The organism is Pseudoalteromonas sp. 3J6 (assembly GCF_903995135.1).
Classification (GTDB): domain Bacteria; phylum Pseudomonadota; class Gammaproteobacteria; order Enterobacterales; family Alteromonadaceae; genus Pseudoalteromonas.
This window is the reverse complement of sequence record NZ_LR877185.1, coordinates 3,754,920-3,772,745: the sequence shown is the minus strand read 5'-3', so window position 1 is coordinate 3,772,745 and position 17,826 is coordinate 3,754,920. Positions and strand designations below refer to the sequence as shown.

The 17,826-nt window shown below is 41.1% G+C and carries 11 protein-coding genes; 8 read left to right on the top strand and 3 right to left on the bottom strand.

Features of this window, described 5'->3' with window-relative positions; translation table 11 throughout:
• Nucleotides 1-135: 135 nt before the first annotated feature.
• Entirely contained in the window at nucleotides 136-1,014 is an 879-nt protein-coding gene (locus P3J6_RS17260) for an AraC family transcriptional regulator (protein ID WP_198523643.1), read from the bottom strand.
• A 184-nt stretch (nucleotides 1,015-1,198) separates the two neighbouring features.
• Here P3J6_RS17260 and P3J6_RS17255 point away from each other — a divergent pair, with 184 nt between their 5' ends.
• The 5 genes from P3J6_RS17255 (at nucleotide 1,199) to P3J6_RS17235 (ending at nucleotide 8,633) form a co-directional block, all read left to right on the top strand.
• The gene (locus P3J6_RS17255; protein WP_198523642.1) at nucleotides 1,199-2,344 is read left to right on the top strand and encodes an iron-containing alcohol dehydrogenase; all 1,146 of its coding nucleotides are present in this window, start codon (nucleotides 1,199-1,201) and stop codon (nucleotides 2,342-2,344) included.
• A gap of 176 nt (nucleotides 2,345-2,520) precedes the next feature.
• Nucleotides 2,521-2,835: a hypothetical protein gene (locus P3J6_RS17250; protein ID WP_198523641.1), complete on the top strand. Its 315-nt coding sequence runs from the start codon at nucleotides 2,521-2,523 to the stop codon at nucleotides 2,833-2,835.
• Nucleotides 2,836-3,007: 172 nt separating this feature from the next.
• Nucleotides 3,008-4,261: a TolC family protein gene (locus P3J6_RS17245; protein ID WP_198523640.1), complete on the top strand. Its 1,254-nt coding sequence runs from the start codon at nucleotides 3,008-3,010 to the stop codon at nucleotides 4,259-4,261.
• The gene (locus P3J6_RS17240; RefSeq protein WP_198523639.1) at nucleotides 4,258-5,487 is read left to right on the top strand and encodes an efflux RND transporter periplasmic adaptor subunit; all 1,230 of its coding nucleotides are present in this window, start codon (nucleotides 4,258-4,260) and stop codon (nucleotides 5,485-5,487) included. Before P3J6_RS17245 ends, P3J6_RS17240 begins: the two co-directional genes overlap by 4 nt.
• A gap of 8 nt (nucleotides 5,488-5,495) precedes the next feature.
• Nucleotides 5,496-8,633, top strand: coding sequence for an efflux RND transporter permease subunit (locus P3J6_RS17235; protein ID WP_198523638.1), 3,138 nt, complete (start codon nucleotides 5,496-5,498; stop codon nucleotides 8,631-8,633).
• 63 nt (nucleotides 8,634-8,696) lie between these two features.
• Here P3J6_RS17235 and P3J6_RS17230 read toward each other — a convergent pair whose 3' ends face one another.
• Nucleotides 8,697-9,929, bottom strand: a complete 1,233-nt coding sequence (locus tag P3J6_RS17230; RefSeq protein WP_198523637.1) for a TMEM143 family protein — start codon at nucleotides 9,927-9,929, stop codon at nucleotides 8,697-8,699.
• A gap of 145 nt (nucleotides 9,930-10,074) precedes the next feature.
• Between P3J6_RS17230 and P3J6_RS17225 the strand changes: the two genes are divergently transcribed.
• From P3J6_RS17225 to P3J6_RS17215, 3 genes are all read left to right on the top strand, one after another.
• Nucleotides 10,075-10,659 (top strand): YqaA family protein, encoded by a 585-nt coding sequence (locus tag P3J6_RS17225; protein ID WP_138609193.1) that lies wholly within the window; start codon nucleotides 10,075-10,077, stop codon nucleotides 10,657-10,659.
• A gap of 64 nt (nucleotides 10,660-10,723) precedes the next feature.
• Nucleotides 10,724-11,623, top strand: coding sequence for a GGDEF domain-containing protein (locus P3J6_RS17220; protein WP_198523819.1), 900 nt, complete (start codon nucleotides 10,724-10,726; stop codon nucleotides 11,621-11,623).
• Nucleotides 11,624-11,699: 76 nt separating this feature from the next.
• A complete protein-coding gene (locus P3J6_RS17215; RefSeq protein ID WP_198523636.1) occupies nucleotides 11,700-14,303 on the top strand; it encodes a DUF2339 domain-containing protein in 2,604 nt (867 codons plus the stop codon).
• A gap of 42 nt (nucleotides 14,304-14,345) precedes the next feature.
• On the opposite strand, the gene P3J6_RS17210 is transcribed toward P3J6_RS17215, so the two are convergent.
• The gene (locus P3J6_RS17210) at nucleotides 14,346-17,786 is read right to left on the bottom strand and encodes a hybrid sensor histidine kinase/response regulator (protein WP_198523635.1); all 3,441 of its coding nucleotides are present in this window, start codon (nucleotides 17,784-17,786) and stop codon (nucleotides 14,346-14,348) included.
• Nucleotides 17,787-17,826: the final 40 nt, after the last annotated feature.

Genomic DNA, 17,826 nt, shown 5'->3' with positions numbered 1-17,826 from the left:
TAACATGCTAAAAACTCCTTGTCTTTATCGTACAATATATCATTACTAAGTAGACGAATACTTTTAAGTCATATTAACAAAGTCTAATGATAAAGTATTTAAATAATGACTTGCGCAAAAGTAAGTTAGTTTTAATCACACATGTATTTCACTGGGGGTTTTATTGAAGTGTCGTTTAAACTCACGGCTAAATTGTGACGCACTAGTATAGCCTACTTTAAATGCGGCCTCGTTAGCTTTACTGCCAGAGGTGATTATTAATTCTTTTGCTTTTGCTAAGCGTACTTTTTTTAAATACTGCAAAGGGGATTCAAACGTAACTTGTTTAAAGGCACGATGAAAAGATGACACACTCATATTAACTTCTTCAGCTAAGTGCTCTACGGTAATAGGGTTTGCGTAATCGCTGTGTAATGTTGATAAAGTACGCGCTATGCGCGCGTAATGGCCATCATGCATTGCAAGCCCAATTAAGGTATGCCCTTGAGGGCCACATAGTACTCTATATACTAATTCTTTAACTATATCGCCACCAAATATCTCAGCCTCAAGCGGATTGTTTAATGCTGTTAACAGTCGATGAGTGACTTGCTCCATGGCCATATCTAAAGCGGCACTTTGGACGGCACCGCTTTGTGTCAATGGTGTTGAAATAGGATTATGTTGCATCATTTGGTTAACCAGTTTGTGCAGCATGGCTGGGTTTATATCAATTGCTATACCCATTACTGGTAAATCGTTATCAGTAAACGCTTCACATTCTAGTGGTACGGGCACTCCCAGTACTAAATAATCGCCTGCACCATATTGTATTTGATGCTCAGGGAAGTGAATAATTTTATGTCCTTGGCCAACAATAATAATACCTGAATTATAAATAAGCGGCTGACGCGCTGAGCTTTTGGTGGCGCGATGAAAGTACACCCCTGGAATAATTGTTTCCATGGTACCTTCAAAGCTGAGCAACTTATTATGCTCTGCATATTGTTGTAACAAAGTAGCGATGGTTGTCATAAGAGCGGCTTAAATTAACGGTATTTGGCGTAAAATAACAACACTAATAGTTTTAGGCAAGCTTTTGGTAGATATTAGGCTTTTTATATATGTGCTATGCCACTATTATGCATCCATCAACACTTTATTTATTTAAGAATTGATAAGGTGCTTAGTAATTAACCGTCCCTTTAGGAGCAAAATAATGAAATTTAGCTACGTAAATCCCACTTTAATTCAATTTGGTCAGCAACAAATTGCCGCACTTACTGATTTGATCGCAAAAGATCAAAAGGTATTAGTTGTTTACGGTGGCGGTTCTATTAAAAAGAACGGCGTGTACGACCAAGTTGCAGCAGCACTTGAAGGTTTTGATTGGGTAGAGTTTTCGGGCGTAGGTGCCAACCCAACAATTGAAGTGCTAGACCAAGCAGTAAAAATTTGTAAAGAACAAGGTATCGACTTCGTTTTAGGTGTAGGCGGCGGCTCTGTAATTGACGGCGTTAAATACATTGCAGCATCAGCTGTATATGATGGCGAAGGTTGGGATATTCCTACTGGTAAGCATACAATTACCAGTGCATTACCAATTGGTGCCGTATTAACGCTACCAGCTACAGGTTCTGAATCTAACCAAAACTCGGTGGTAAGCAAAGAAGCAACGAAGCAAAAACTACCGTTTGCATCTCCAGAAGTATTACCAAAATTTGCCATTATGGACCCTGATGTAATGAAAACATTACCGCAGCGCCAGCTTGTAAATGGTTTAGTGGATGCATGGGTACATACGTGTGAGCAGTACCTAACATTCCCAGAAGGTGCACTTGTTCAAGAAGGCTACGCAGAGGCACTGTTAAAATCGCTTAAAACATTGGGTGATAACTTTGAAAGCCAAGACGATGCATGGCGTGCAAATCTTATGTGGGCAGCTAACCAAGCACTTAATGGCTTAATTGGTTCTGGCGTATCGCAAGATTGGGCAACCCACATGATTGGTCATGAATTAACAGCCGCTTATGGTGTTGATCATGCCCGTTCACTGGCTATTGTTCAGCCTTCTTTACTGCGAAATCAATTTGCAGTTAAAAAAGCAAAACTAGAACAAATGGGTAAAAACGTATTTGGTCTTGCACAAACAGACGATTTAGCAGAGCAAACAATTCAAGCGATTGAAGCGTTTTACCACAGCCTTGACGTAGCAACTGAGCTTACTGAGCATGGTGATGACAAAGCGGCTGCTATTGATAATATTATTGGCAAGCTTGAAGCGCATGGCATGGTTGCCCTTGGTGAAAACCAAGCTATTACGTTAAAAGAAAGCCGTGAAATTTTAGAGCAAGCGGTTGCTTAATAACGGTTAATATTGACCGCTAACATTAGTTAGCGGCTTTTTACAGCAAAATAAGATTGAATGAAATAAAATTTTATTTTGCTGCATTACTTTTTAGGTATTTTCAGGTACAGTGCTGAATTAGATAAGTAATGGGCTTAACTAATTGTGTATTTCAATAGGGAATTCGTTTAACTGTGCGTTCAAATCGTTTTTTAATTGTAATGTTACTTGTGCTTGTGCATAGCTTTATAAGCTGTGATGGCGCCGCGTACCATTTACAAGAAGACGTTGACCACATAAATAGCTCATTTTCGCAAAGTAGTGAAACTGCTGATGATAACGACAGCGCCCCAACAGCAGAAATACATGCCCACCAGCATTGCCACAGTGGCTATAGCCACAGCTCAAATCACTCAATAACTCCCGAGAAAAGTAAACCAACTTTAGCGACATGCTATCACGGCTTACATTACCCACCAGACGTACCGCCACCGAATTTATTTAGCTAGTTTTTAATTTAATTTCAATTGATTGTTGTGCTTTTAGCTGCCTACGCGTAAGCGTTTAATGGGCTGTTATAGGCATTTTTAGATTGCTGAGCATTTTACACTGTCGCTATTTTTTGCGTTGGTTGTAAATGGTTTGCAAGTGAACTCTGTTGATTAAAAACGGACAAGCTATATGAATAAAAAACCAATTATGCTGGTGGCGATGCTGTGCGCGCTGCCTGCTTTTAGTGCGTTTGCAAATGTTAAAACGTTAACCCTAAAACAAGCGTTGATAAATACCGAGCAACAAAATCCGCTATTAAAACGCTACCCTTATCATCAAAAAATACTCAGCGCGCTTAAATCTCAAGCTGCACTTTCGCCTAACCCTATCTTAAATATAGAAGCTGAAAATCTGCTGGGGACAAACGATGCACGTGGTGTGCAAGACGCTGAAATAACCTTGGCATTTAGCCAGCTTATAGAGCTTGGAGATAAACGCCAAAGCCGTATAAGTTACGCTACGGCAAACATTAAAGCCCAAGCAATACAATATCAAAATACTCGTTTAGCCTTATTGGCAACCACTGGTGAGCGGTATTACGAGGCGCTTAAATTTCAAACCTTACTTTCTCTCAATAGCGAACGACATCAGGTTGTAAGCCAAGCACTTAAAGCAATAAAGCAGCGAGCTGATGCCGGCGCTGTATCGCAAGCGGATGTAACCCGCATGCGTTATGCGCTTAGCCAAGTTGAGCTTGATAAAGCTAGGCTAAATAGTGAATTTGAGCGAGCACGTTTATCGCTCAATGAGCTGTGGAGTGAGCAACATGATTACACGAATTTAGCGGGAAATATTAATACATTAATGCCGCTTAGCTCTGAGCAAGGGTTACTTGATGCGGTTAACCAAGCGCCTGATTTTGCTATGTTACAGCAGCAATACTTACAGCAAGCGGCCAACTTAACGCTGCAAAAAGCTAATGGGCAAAGCGATATTAATATAGGTGCAGGCGTGAGCTACAACCAGCAAAACAATACCAGTTCGTTGCTGTTTTCGTTTTCAATGCCATTGCAATTGAGTAACTCAAATAGCGGTAATATTGAAGCAGCTAACAGTCAGTTAGCATTGTTACGTGAGCAGCAAGGACAGTTACGGGTTCAATTACGTCAGCAAGTTCGTACTTTGTATGCCTATTACCAAGGTAAGACATTACAGGCACAGTTGTTATCTGGGCAAGTTATTCCCCAAGCCCAAACACTCATTGAGCAAAGCTTAAAAAGCTATCAACGCGGACAAATTTCGGTGTTGCAATTACTCGATGCTCAACAAGCCCTTTTTGACTCTAAACGCGCGTTGATTAACACATATGCAGCGTTATATCAGACCCATCTCGCACTTGAGCGTTTAACTGGCCAATCTTTAACTGAGACTTTTCAATCATGAACAACACTTTTATCGCATTATTAGTATTTCTCTCGTTTGTAGCTAGCTTAACAAGCACACATGTATTTGCCTCAGCAGAACATGACCAAACAGAGCAAACCCAAAAACAAGGTCCACACGGCGGCTTTTTATTAACCAACGAAAAGCTCACTCTTGAGTTAAAGCTGCAAGAATTGGCAGGTAAAGTTGAGCTGCGCGTATATGGTTATGAGCAAAAACAGCCGGTAGATATAAACGATTTAAGTATAGAAATGAACTTAAAACGCTTAGTAGAAGCGCCACAAAAAATACAATTTACCCGTGAGAATGGCTACCTTGTTAGCACGCAACCTATAAATGAGCCACATTCGTTTGAGCTTTTGATTACTGCTAATTATAAAGGTGAATGCGTCAGCTTTGAGTACTCTCAGCACGAAGGCCAAACTGTGCTTAGCGAGCGAGCAATTAAAGGCGCGGGCATTAAAACGGAGATAGCACAAAGCGGCGAGGTTGATATTTCCGACACGCTGTTCGGTGTTATTACACCGACACAGCATGGCACAGTAGAAATTATGGCGCCATATACCGGATTGATCAGCGATATTTTTGTCAGTATTGGTCAAACCGTTCAAAAAGGCGATGTACTGGCCAGCGTCACCAATCGCGAAACTTTGCAAAACTACAGTATTAAAAGCCCTATTAGCGGTGTGGTAACCGAACAATATTTAAAGCGTGGCGAACTGGCAAGTGCTCGTGCGCTAATGCAAGTCGTGAACCTTGATAAAGTATGGGTTGAGCTCTCAGCCTTTCCTGAAAATATTGAAAACCTAGCCATTGGTCAAAGCGCTGTCGTGTACGATTTACATCATCATTTAAATGCCCAAGGTAAGGTGTTTTTTATAGCACCGATGATGACTGGCGGGCATATTGCACGTGCTCGTATTGAGCTTAATAACCCAGATGGTCATTGGCGTCCAGGTATGCATGTTAATAGTGATGTCAGTATCGATAAGGTTAATGCTAACGTGCGTGTAAAGCCTGAGGCTATTCAAGAGTTTAATGGTATGGCGAGTGTGTTTGTGCGTAAAAATAGTGTGTTTGAAGTACGCCCTGTTACTTTAGGCGCAAAAAGTAGCGGGTGGGTTGAAGTCATCGCGGGTTTAAGCCCTGGTAGCGAGTACGTCACAACCAATAGCTATGTGATCAAAGCTGATATTTTAAAAAGCGGCGCAAGTCACGCTCACTAGGAGGTATCATGATTAACTGGATTGTTTCTTTTGCGGTTAAACGCCGGATGATGGTACTGGCACTGACATTTTTATTTGCTGGGTTTGGTGTGTATAACATCCAAAACTTAGCGGTAGATGCTGTACCCGATATTACCAATGTACAAGTGCAAATTAATTCTAAAGCGCCTGGTTTTACGCCGCTTGAAGTAGAGCAGCGCATCACTTACTTAGTCGAAACGGCGATGGCAGGTATTCCTAAGCTTGACTATACCCGTTCACTTTCTCGCTATGGGCTTTCTCAAGTAACCATCATTTTTGATGAAGGCACCGATATTTATTGGGCGCGTCAACAAATTGGAGAGCGTATTCAAAGTATTCGCGCAGATTTACCTAATAATGTTGAGCCAAATCTTGGACCTATTGCCAGTGGGTTAGGTGAAATATTTACCTATAGCGTGCATGCAAAACCCGATGCGTTAAAAAGTGATGGTATGCCTTACAGCGCCGAAGATTTACGTACTTTACAAGACTGGGTTATTCGTCCGCAGCTTTTAAAAGTAAAAGGCGTAACCGAAATAAATAGCCAAGGTGGCTTTGAGCGCCAGTACCAAGTTGCGCCCATACCAGAAAAGCTCATCGCTTATAAGCTAACAATCAAGGATGTTATTAGTGCACTTGAGCTTAATAACAGCAATCGCGGAGCCGGTTATATAGAGCGCTTTGACGGCCAATATTTAGTGCGCTCCCCTGGGCAACTAAAAACGTTAGCAGATATAGCAAACACCGTTATCGCCAAGCGTGATGATGCTCCTGTACGAATTAAAGACGTGGCAAATGTATACTTAGGAAAAGAACTCAGAACTGGCGCGGCTACTTATAATGGCGAGGAAACCGTATTAGGCACGGCGATGATGCTAATTGGTGAAAATAGCCGTGTGGTTGCCAAAGCCATGGCTGATAAGCTTATACAAGTACAAAAAAGTTTACCTGCAGGGGTTATTATTGAGCCTGTTTATGACCGCACCAATCTGGTTGATAAAACCATCGCCACAGTACAAAAAAACCTGTTTGAAGGGGCGGTATTGGTCATCGTCATTCTGTTGTTATTGCTTGGGAATATCACTGGTGCGCTTATTACCGCCATGGTTATTCCGCTCAGTATGCTATTTGCTATTACAGGCATGGTGGGCAATCGAGTCTCGGGTAACTTAATGAGCTTAGGTGCAATCGATTTTGGATTAATTGTTGATGGCGCGGTGATTGTGGTTGAAAACTGCCTTCGTCAATTAGGGATGGCTCAACATAAACATGGCCGCTTACTTACGCTCAGTGAGCGTTTAGAGGTTGTAACTTCAGCCACCAAAGAAGTGTTTAGCCCCGCAGTATTTGGTATTTTAATTATTATGTTGGTGTATTTACCGCTATTTGCGCTCAGTGGTGTTGAGGGCAAAATGTTTCAGCCTATGGCGTTTACCGTGGTTGCCGCGTTAATAGGTGCACTTATTTTTGCTGTCACCTTTGTGCCAGCGGCTATTGCCGTATTTGTGCGTGGTAAAGTAGATGAAAGCGAAAACGCAGTAATGCGTGGCGTTAAAAAAATCTACAAGCCACTGCTTAACTTATCGCTTAAATTACCGTGGCTGATGGTGAGTATTGCCACTGTTTTGGTGTTAGTGCTTGGCTTTAAAGTTAAAAATATGGGCGCCGAATTCTTACCGCAGCTAGATGAAGGTGACATTGCAATGCATGCGTTGCGTATTACTGGCACCGGTATTGAACAATCGGTGCAAATGCAAAAGCAGTTGGAGCAGGCTTTATTAGAGCAGCCTGAAATTGCGAACGTATTTTCAAAGATTGGCACAGCAGATGTCGCCAGCGATCCTATGCCACCTAACGTTGCCGACACTTTTTTAATGTTAAAGCCGCGTGAGCAATGGCCTGATCCGTCACTAAGTAAAGACGCGTTAGTGCAGCAAATTCGTCATCGTGTGAATGAGGTACCGGGTAATAACTATGAATTTACCCAGCCTATAGAAATGCGCTTTAACGAGTTAATTGCCGGTGTGCGTGCCGATGTAGCGCTGCGTATTTACGGTGACGATTTAGCCATACTTAAACAGTTTGGCGAAAAAGCCACTGGTTTAATGCGAAATATTACCGGTGCTACTGATGTTCGTTTAGAGCAAATGGAGGGCTTGCCCACACTTTCTGTTACCCCAATGCGAGACCATATGGCGCTATTAGGGTTAACCGTAAACGACATTCAACAAACCCTTGCCGCTGCTGTTGGTGGGGTGCAAACAGGGCTAATTTATGAGGGTGATAAGCGCTTTTCGTTATTAGTACGCTTAGATAAGCGTTGGTCTGATGATGTCTCTGCGCTTGCGCGTTTACCTATTGCGTTACCTAAAAGTAGTAACCCCGAGCTTGCATTTGTACCGCTTGGAGAAGTGGCTACAATCAGTATTGAAAAAGGCCCTAATCAAATAAATCGCGAAAGCGGCAAGCGCAATGTGGTAATAACAGCTAATGTAACAGGACGCGATTTAGCCAGCTTTGTAAGCGATGCCCAAGCGACTATGAACGCACAACTTAACCTACCCAGTGGTTATTGGCTTGAATACGGCGGTACGTTTGAGCAATTACAATCGGCGAGTAAGCGTTTATCGTTGGTAGTGCCTGTGATTTTATTGCTTATTTTTGGCTTACTTTATAGTGCCTTTGGCTCGCTGCGTGATTCACTGATTATATTCAGTGGCGTACCACTGGCACTAACCGGTGGTGTATTAGCATTATTGCTACGAGATATGCCGCTTTCTATTTCAGCGGGTGTGGGATTTATTGCTCTAAGTGGGGTTGCGGTATTAAACGGTGTGGTGATGCTGTCGTTTATTAAGCAGTTACGAAATGAGGGATTAAGCTTATACCATGCAATACATAGCGGGGCATTACAGCGATTACGCCCAGTGCTAATGACCGCGCTTGTGGCTAGTTTAGGGTTTATTCCTATGGCGCTAAATACCGGTACCGGCGCTGAAATACAACGGCCTTTGGCAACCGTGGTGGTAGGTGGAATTATGTCATCCACTTTGCTCACATTGTTAATTTTACCAGCACTTTATAAATTAGTGCATGCAAAATTTAAAAAGCAGCAAACAGCCTAAATTAGGTAATAACGTAAAAAGCAGCTGAAGTGTCAGCTGCTTTTTTGTTAAGTAAGGAGTTGCTTAGTTATATTGAAATAGGTTATCCCAGCGCTCATCTAATATGGCTTTTGCGTGCTCTAGATTTATCGCGTTATATAGGGTGTTTGTGCAAGTTACTAAATGCATGCGTTTAAGCTTTTCAAGCGCATCGCTAATTTCAAAATCTAGCTCGCATTTATACTTTGTTTTAAACCACGTCTCTATTTGCTCATCAAGCATTTGTGCGCTTAAGCCACTTTCTGATTTTAGTAAAAATGTATAGGCAAGCAGAGCTTCTTTTATGTCTTCTTCTTCGGCGGCGTCTATAAGGGTATGAAAAACACCGGCGTTGTTATCTAGGTTTTTAAAGTACAGATTATCGCTCAGCGCTTTCATAAATTTAATTTTACGGTTTTTAAATTTACTCCACTCTTTAAATACAAAACTGCCAAATACGCCAATACCAATGGCTAACGTAATAAAGTGCTGCTGAGTCATGGTAACGGCTTTATCACTAAACCCTCCCCAAAATGTAAACAAAGCAAACAGTAAAAGTAATGAGGCGCCCAGTTTGGTAACTAACACCACCGCACCGCCAATAAGTGCTGACGAGCCAATAATCACTTTATCAATAGGGCGCATGCGTACTTCGCTATTAGGGAATAGCATTTCTAAGTCAGCTTTTGGCACATTTTGAAATAGTTTTACTATGGTTGAGCTGGGCTCAAACCCCATAGGTAGTTTATTTTTTGATTCAAAATAGGCTTTATCTTTAAAGCGGATAAATACTGCTACGCGATCGTAGTTGGTAAAATGCAGTGGCTTTTTACGTAACCCCCAAAAACTGGTTATGGTTTCGGTGAGTTGCGACTCGCCACGGCGATAAAAAACCACTTCTTCAAAATCCTCAAACTCTACCTCAAGGCGCACTTTAAATAGTGATTCTTCGTTTAGTGCATCTTGTAGGTCTTGATGGGTGATCACTTCAAAATTAGCCGCGTTTAGAACTTTGGCAAAATCTTTAGCAAAATCACGTTGGCACTGCGCTTTTTGTTCATCAGTCACGCTGTTTATCAAACGAGTATCGCTATTTGGATCAAAAGGCGCGTAATTATTTTTTAATGACTCAAGTGTGCCATGGTACTGAAAGTGAATTAAGCTGGCTAAAAGTTCACAAAGCTGCTTAAAAGAAGTTTGTTGGTCTTTATTAAGCTCTTTGGCGCACATTGTAATGATGTCGTGTTTTCTAAAAGGAATGTAGCGAGCAGTTTGCATATTGTGAAAATTTTAAAAGTATAATGGTATATAAAGATAATAAAGCAGTCTTATAATGATTACTATGTTGACTGTATTTCTTCAGGTTGGATTAACCTTATTATGAGATGATTTAGTCACTTACCTAATTGCTAACAGGATGTTTATGGCTATACAAAAAAAGCTCAAGCAAAAAACACGTCAGTTTATTGAGTCTAAAAATATGCTGGGTGGGATTACTATCGCCTCATTTTTAGAATCCACCATAGTTCCCATTCCACTTGAGGCAGTGCTGGTACCACTTATGCAAGCAAGGCGGGAAAAGCTTTGGCAAATTGCCCTTATGGCAACACTAGGCTGTATTGTAGGTGCGCTATTTGGTTATGCTTTAGGCTATTACTTATTTGATATTATTGGCGATTGGGTTATCAATACATTCTCAAGCCCTGAGCAGTTTGAAAACGTAAAACAAAAAATGCAGGCACAAGGGTTTTGGTTTGTGTTAAGCCTAGGTATCGTTCCTATTCCGTTTCAAATTGCGATGCTGGCCGCTGGCGCAACTAAGTATTCGCTGGCGCTGTTTTTATTAGCAAGCGCTATTGCTCGCTCTATACGTTATTTTGGTTTGGCAATCGTGGTGTATTATGCGGGCAATCAAGCTGAGCGTATTATCAGCAAGCACAAAACTAAGACCATGATAGGATTAACTATTTTAATTGCTATTGGCTGGATAATTAGTACGCAAATATAAATAAAGCAGTTTAAGTTTATGGTATAGTTTTTATTAACAATAATAAATTTAAACACAGCCCATGATGAATCCGGAAAAAGTGAGCCTCAAGCTCAGCCGCTTTGTAAAAATTACCAGATTAAACAAGCTGTTAATTTTAGCTATGCTGGCGTTTATTATTGGCTTTTCAATTTTTTCGTTAATGCGCTTTCCTTTATTGGATTTCAAGCAAAATCTCTACGGCTTTACCACTGACTTTATTAACTTAGTGGTTATTTTTACAATTTTCTTTATGGTGCAATGTTCACAATTAGCTAAAAAAGCCTACGTGTATGTCAGTATCGGTTTAATGTTATGGATTGTAGCATCTACTGCCGATGTGCTTGATGAAGTAATACATCAGCCTCTTTGGATAAGCAATTACGTAGAGGATTTATGCCGCACATTGGGTATGTTAATTACCGTTTATGGTTTATTTAAAACCATGCACTTTATGCAGCGAATGCACACTCGGTTGGCGCAAGAATTTATCATAGATGATTTAACTAAAGTGTATAACCGACGCTGTTTTTATCAGCATGTGAAGGAGGTTGTTAATAATCCTTATACTGTTTTAATCATAGATCTTGATCATTTCAAACGTATTAATGACGATTTTGGCCATGATGTGGGCGATCAGGTGCTTAAACAGTTCGCAGATAAAGTGAACTACCTCTTTAAAAATGAAAATATTTTTGCTCGCATAGGCGGTGAGGAGTTCGCCGCTTACCTACCTAGTTATGAGCTTGATGAAGTGCTTAACTTTGCGCAGACTATTCTAGAAACTGCTCGCACTATTACAGTACAAAATCAGCGTTCTTTAACGGTTAGTATCGGTATTGCGCACCGTAGCAGCGATCAGAGCTTTGAAAATGTAATGAAACGTGCAGATCAGGCATTATACCGAGCTAAAAAAGCAGGCCGTGATCGCCTTGAGGTTGCTTAAACATAGTAATTTTATAAAATAGATTTCGCTTGTGCTATTTTTGGGGACTTCTGTTGCGAGATAAAAAAGGGACTGTATGGATGAGTTAATCGGATTAGCAATTATTATATCTATTGCAATTGTTGTAGGAGCTATTTGTGGGTTAGTGGCCTTAGTGCAATTGAATGCCCTTAAACAAGAGGTTGCAGCATTAAAACTAAAACTATTACAGTTTGAGTCAAATCAAAATGTAGCAAAAAATGAAAAATCCTCCGCTGACCCTCAAGTAGATAACGCAATACCTCTAAACCGCTCAGATATTCCAGCTGATGTTTATAAACCAACGAGCATTAAGTCTATATCAACTCGTAAAACGATAACTAAAAAACCATCGAGTATTGAGCTGCTATTTAAGCAGTTGCGTGCAGGCTTTGAGCAAAATTGGATGACCTGGATTGGTGCTATTGCTTTGGCATTAGGTGGTGTGTTTTTAGCAAAATACAGTTTAGAGGCGGGGTTACTTTCACCAGCAATGAGGCTCAGCGCTGGTGGATTATTTGGTATTGGCTTAATCGCAGCAGCGTATTATTTACATTATAAACGCATCGTTTTTGAGGGCTTTAATAATTATATTCCTGCAGCCCTTGCAAGTGGCGGCTTTATAACTTGTTTTGCCTTAATGTTTTTGGCTTATAACAGCTTTAGCATGCTAAGTGCTGAGTGGGCATTTATTGGCTTAGCAGTCATTGCTCTTTGCGCCAGTGCAATGGCAATAAAGTTAGGTCCTTTACTTGCTGTAATAGGCATTATAGGCGCATACAGTGTTCCTATTTGGGTAAATACGGGCAGTGGGCAGTTATTTTCTTTACTTATTTATGTTGCCCTTGTGAGTGTTGCTGCGGCAATAGTGGCACATAAAGTAAAGCGTATTTGGCTGTGGTATTTACTATGGGTAGGGCATATTGGCTGGTATTTGGTTGGACTCACTTTATTTACCTACGACACAGTGTGGTTAATAGGCGCTTTTGCGTTGTTAAGTATTTTAGGGTTAATCGCTATTGTACGCTTAGGCTTGGGTTTTAATACCCTTGAAGTGCGCCCACACAGCTTTAAACGGTTAGTTAACTTATTTCCAGATCATGGTTTATTACTGGCCTTTATTGCTCCTTTAATGATTGCCATGCTGTTTAGTCTGTTTAATTTACAATGGCAAATCGTGGCTTTATTAAGCATCGCTTTACTCCTGTTTTTAGTGCTAAAAAATAGCCGTTGGGATGCATGGCAAGGGGTCTCTTTATTGGTTGCGCTGTTATTAGTGGTCAGTGCTAAACAAACTTATGCCTTTGATGATGCGTTATTTATTTTTAAAAATGAATACGGATTAGGCTTATTACTTGCTCTGGGGCTAAGTGGCTATGGACTCTATTTTGGTAATAAATACCCAAAACGATTAGCCTTTCATTTGCTTGCTTCATTAAGCATGTTTGCATTAGTTGGCACTTTGTATGCGATGATCCCAAACACGGCTTTAGCAACCGCTTACCCACTTTGGGCGGTGTTGCTATGTTTAATGAGTGCAGTGTTAATTAAATTTACGCAAAATAATACAGCCTTATGGCAGCGCTTTAGTTATTGGGTGGGGGCAAACGCCAATATTACCTTAGCAATTACAATGTTACTGAGTGATAGCGGCCTTACCATTGCTCTGGCTGTTCAAGTCTTACTGCTGAGCTTACTGATAAAAAAATACAATGTAGCTATGCCACACTGGCCAATAAAAGCACTTGTGGCAGCATTACTTTTACGCCTAACTTTATCACCTTGGACGCCTAGTTATGATGAGCTAAGCATATTTGGTTTGCATTGGAGTTTAGTTGTTTACCCACTGTGTATTGGGTTATTTTTTGCAGCAGCTAAATGTTTTAATACTTCACAATTAAAAGTATGGCTTGAAGGGGCTGCACTGCATTGTTTAGCGTTATTTGTGACAACCGAAACGAGTTATCAACTGGTGGGCCATTACCCACAACTTTTTTCTTTAAGTTTTTATGAGCAAGTTTTGCTCAGTTGTAACTTGCTTGCTTTAGGCAGCGTTTATTTATATCGCGCGCAAAGTGTAGGGCAGCTGGGTAAGTTATACCGCACTGCAGGTTTGATTTTATCAGCGTTAGCTGGCCTGTTGTTAATCAATACAACGTTGGATAATAATCCGTTATTAATGCGTCTTTATGTTGGTCAAACGCCAATCTTTAACTGGGTGCTTTTAATTTGGTTGGTCCCGAGCCTGCTGGCGTTATGGTTAGCGAGTTTAGTTAAATCGTTAAATGCTAAATTGAGTCAAATTACACTCGGTGTGTCTGGTTTATTAGCCCTGTTAGCTATCAATACCTTGATCCGTCAATATTGGCAAGGTGGCTTCATTTATCTTGATAAAGCAACCAGTGACGCCGAGCTATATAGCTATTCGGTTATTTGGTTATTACTCGGCGCGCTGGTAGTGATAGCCGGGCATTTAAAACAGCAACGGTTACTGCAAAATGTTGGTTTAGGTATTCTTGGCGCTGTAATTGTTAAGGTATTTTTAATTGATATGGCAAACTTAACGGGACTTCTAAAAGCATTGTCCTTCATTGGTTTAGGGTTGTCGCTGGTAGGACTTAGTTGGTTGTTTCAAAAACTCAGAAAGCGCAGTCATAGTTAAGTTTAAGCCCAGTACTTACTGGGCTTAAACTCTTATTAATCGTCAAGTACTGTGATTCAGCAGTGCTTTAAGTTTGCCTGGTTTTACTGGCTTACTCAGGTAATGAATATTTTCGGCTTTGGTGGTTTGTTTTAGCTCGGTGTCACGCACAGCGGTAATTAAAATAGCCGGAATATCGCTTTGCCAAATCTCGCGTAGTGCTTTAATTACAGTAATCCCATCCCAATCATTACCTAACTGATAGTCCATTAAAATAACATCAGGTGCTCTCTGTTCTTTTGCATAAGTTAGCACCGCGTCTACTTTATCGAATAGGGTGTAATTTGCCTGCCAGCGCTTCAATAGGCTAGCCATGGCTGCAAGGTTTTCAGGGTCGTCGTCAACGGCAATAATATTTATCGCGGCGCGGTTGTCGACTATATTTTGACTGGATTGTTTTTGCTGTACTAATTGCTCATCACCATAAGGCACTTCAATGCTAAATCGGCTGCCTTTATTAGGTAATGAAACCACATCAATCTGCAGGCTCAATAAATCAGCCATACGTTTAACCACCCCTAAACCTAAGCCAACGCCTTTATTATCGCTAGCTTCAATTCGGTAAAAGTCGTTAAATATTTTTGCTTGTTCAATGTCGCTAATACCAGGACCGGTATCCCATACTTCAATCCGTAAACTGTGCTTTCTGTTTCTACAGGCAATTAATACACGGCCATTTTCCGTGTATTTAATCGCATTTGACAGTAAGTTTTGTAGTATTCGGCGTAAGTAAGTAATGTCGCTGTGTACTATTTGCTTATTTGAACGTACTTTAAATGAGAGTCCTTTATCGCTCGATAAAATCGCATATTCGCTTTTAAGGGGATCTAAAATATCATCAATGTAAAAGTGACGAGGATTTGGGGTCATTGCCCCTTGCTCTAGCTTGGCAATTTCTAATAAAGCCGACATTAAATGCACGGTGGAATCGAGGCTATCACCTAGCTTATTAAAGTTATTTTTATTGGTGCTATCTAATTGAGTTTCATCAATGGCGGCGAGATATAATCGTGCTGCATTGAGCGGTTGTAATATATCATGGCTGGCCAGTGCTAAAAAGCGAGTTTTACTATCATTCGCTTGCTCAGCTTCACGTTTAGCTAAAGTAAGTGCTTGCTCTGTTTGTACGCGACTATCGATTTGTGCTTGCAGGCTACTATTAATGGTTTGCACTTCTTGGGTGCGCGCTTCAATGCGGTTTTCTAAGTCCATATTAATTTCTTCGAGCGCATTTTGCGTACTAATATGATTAGTAATATCAGAAAAACTCGTTACAAACCCCCCATCAGGTAGTGGGTTGCCTATCATTTCGTAAACTTGGCCATTTCGACGATGACGAATAAAGTGATGTGAGCTGCCATTTTTTAAATGCTGAACCCGCTTATCAACATGGCGCTCGATTTCACCCGGGCCGCATTCACCGCGCTCTGCGTTATACCGTATTATTTCTTCAATGGGCTGGCCAACTTGTAAAAAACCCTCAGGGTAGTTAAACATCTCGCTGTAGCGTTTATTCCAAGCAACGAGGTTGAGATCTTTATCTACCACAGAGAGTCCGTGGCTTAAGTTTTCTAGTGAGGTAAATAGTAAGTTCTGATTAAACTGCAGTGCTTGTGTGGTTTCATCAAAAAAGTTTACCACTTCTTCAAACGCCATTCGTTTCCCAGATGATACTGTATGAATAAGTGCTTGCGCAGAGGAAGCACCTAATACTCCAGTCAGTGCGCGTTCGCAGTAGGCAATAAAGTCAGCGCGAGGGTGTGCATTGTTGTCGTTTAAATCATGATGGAGTGCGTAATGCGATAAAATTTGTTGGCTACGCTGAATGCCTAAGAAGGTTTGCAGTAAAATTTTAAAGTCGTATACCGTGGCTTTTACGTTTTTATTTAAGCGACGAGATAAAATGGCCTGATCTTTGGGATTAACAAATGCCGCCGCTTGAATTTTATCAATTAAGCGCTCTTCAGCTCCCAAGGAAAAGCTAATGTAACAGCCAATATTAGCAAACAACGCGATTAAGGTGCCTCTAGTTATAAGCGTTTGCTGTAGCTCACTGTCTAGTGGGTTAGGGGCTTCTAAAATAGGCAGCATTAAAAACAGTACCCAACAAATGACCCCTGCAAGTAGCCCGGCATAAACACCATAAGCATGGCCTTTTCGCCAATATAACCCACCCACAATAGCAGGCAATAATTGCGACACCAATGAGAAAGCCACTAACCCCATACTGGCCAGCGCACTGCCACTACCAAACCATTGCTGATAGAAGTAGGCTAAAATAAGCACCCCAGCAATGGTAAAGCGGCGCACCAATAAAATGCGGGATTTATAGCTGCTGGTGATTAAATTACGTTTAAATTTACGACGCAACATTAAGGGTAGCACCACGTCGTTGGAGATCATGGTGCTTAGCGTAAGCGTTGCAACAACAATCATGGCTGTGGCAGCAGAAAGCCCACCTATAAACACAAAGGTGGTTAAAAAAGCGTTATCGTGCAGCATAGGCAGTGCCAGTACAAAGCTGTCAGGTGATAAACTACGACCAATTTCTGGATGAATAGCAGCGGTGGCTATAGGTAAAATCATTGCAGCGGTCAATAACAAGTACAATGGAAAAGCCCAGCGAGCAGTAAATAAATGGCGCTTATCTTGGTTATCAACCACGGTGACATGAAATTGCCGTGGCAAACAAATAATAGCGGCCGCCGCCATCAGCGACTGACCTACAAAGTTAAAGCTAAAAAAGTCAAACTGCGCCCAATGCAGCCAAATTGACTCGGCGACTTGGCCAGAACTTTCTGCGGGTAAATTAAATAAGCTATATATTGCAAGCCCTGCTACAGCAGCCAGAGCAAACAGCTTTATTAGCGACTCAAACGCCACAGCAAGCATTAAGCCTGAGCGGTACTCGGTTACATCAACTTTGCGCGTGCCAAAAAATATAGCAAATAGTGCCATCATTAAAGTGGCTGATAACGCCAAAATATCCCCAGATATTTGATTACTACTTTGCAAAAGTAAAAAGCTAGAACTAAGCGCTTTTAATTGCAATGCAATGTAAGGAATAGTGGCCAATAAGGCAATAATGGTCACCATAATTGCAGTGGTTTGGCGTTTGCCGTAACGCGCTGAAATAAAGTCGGCAATAGTGGTGATATTTTGTTTTTTACTCACCAATACCAGTTTACGTAAAAAGCCTTGGCCGAAAAAAAACAGTAAGGCGGGTCCTAATAAAATAGGCAAAAAGCTCCAACTACTAGTAGCAGCGGTACCTACCGAGCCATAGTAAGTCCACGAAGTACAATAAATTCCCAATGCAAATGAATACACAAATGGGTGATGACTAATACGCTTGGCAAGTGGGGTGGTCTTATCACCCCAATTTGCCAGCCAAAACAGCACGCCTATGTAGCCAAAGGCAACAATGAGTAGTACAGCTGTCATGTTTATTTAACCTCGTAGAGTGTTTTTATAATTTGTCATA

Coding starts and splice junctions, on each gene's coding strand:
- P3J6_RS17260 (WP_198523643.1), bottom strand. CDS start 1,014: ATGACAACCATCGCTACTTTGTTACAACAATATGCAGAGCATAATAAG.
- P3J6_RS17255 (WP_198523642.1), top strand. CDS start 1,199: ATGAAATTTAGCTACGTAAATCCCACTTTAATTCAATTTGGTCAGCAA.
- P3J6_RS17245 (WP_198523640.1), top strand. CDS start 3,008: ATGAATAAAAAACCAATTATGCTGGTGGCGATGCTGTGCGCGCTGCCT.
- P3J6_RS17240 (WP_198523639.1), top strand. CDS start 4,258: ATGAACAACACTTTTATCGCATTATTAGTATTTCTCTCGTTTGTAGCT.
- P3J6_RS17235 (WP_198523638.1), top strand. CDS start 5,496: ATGATTAACTGGATTGTTTCTTTTGCGGTTAAACGCCGGATGATGGTA.
- P3J6_RS17230 (WP_198523637.1), bottom strand. CDS start 9,929: ATGCAAACTGCTCGCTACATTCCTTTTAGAAAACACGACATCATTACA.
- P3J6_RS17225 (WP_138609193.1), top strand. CDS start 10,075: ATGGCTATACAAAAAAAGCTCAAGCAAAAAACACGTCAGTTTATTGAG.
- P3J6_RS17220 (WP_198523819.1), top strand. CDS start 10,724: ATGAATCCGGAAAAAGTGAGCCTCAAGCTCAGCCGCTTTGTAAAAATT.
- P3J6_RS17215 (WP_198523636.1), top strand. CDS start 11,700: ATGGATGAGTTAATCGGATTAGCAATTATTATATCTATTGCAATTGTT.
- P3J6_RS17210 (WP_198523635.1), bottom strand. CDS start 17,786: ATGACAGCTGTACTACTCATTGTTGCCTTTGGCTACATAGGCGTGCTG.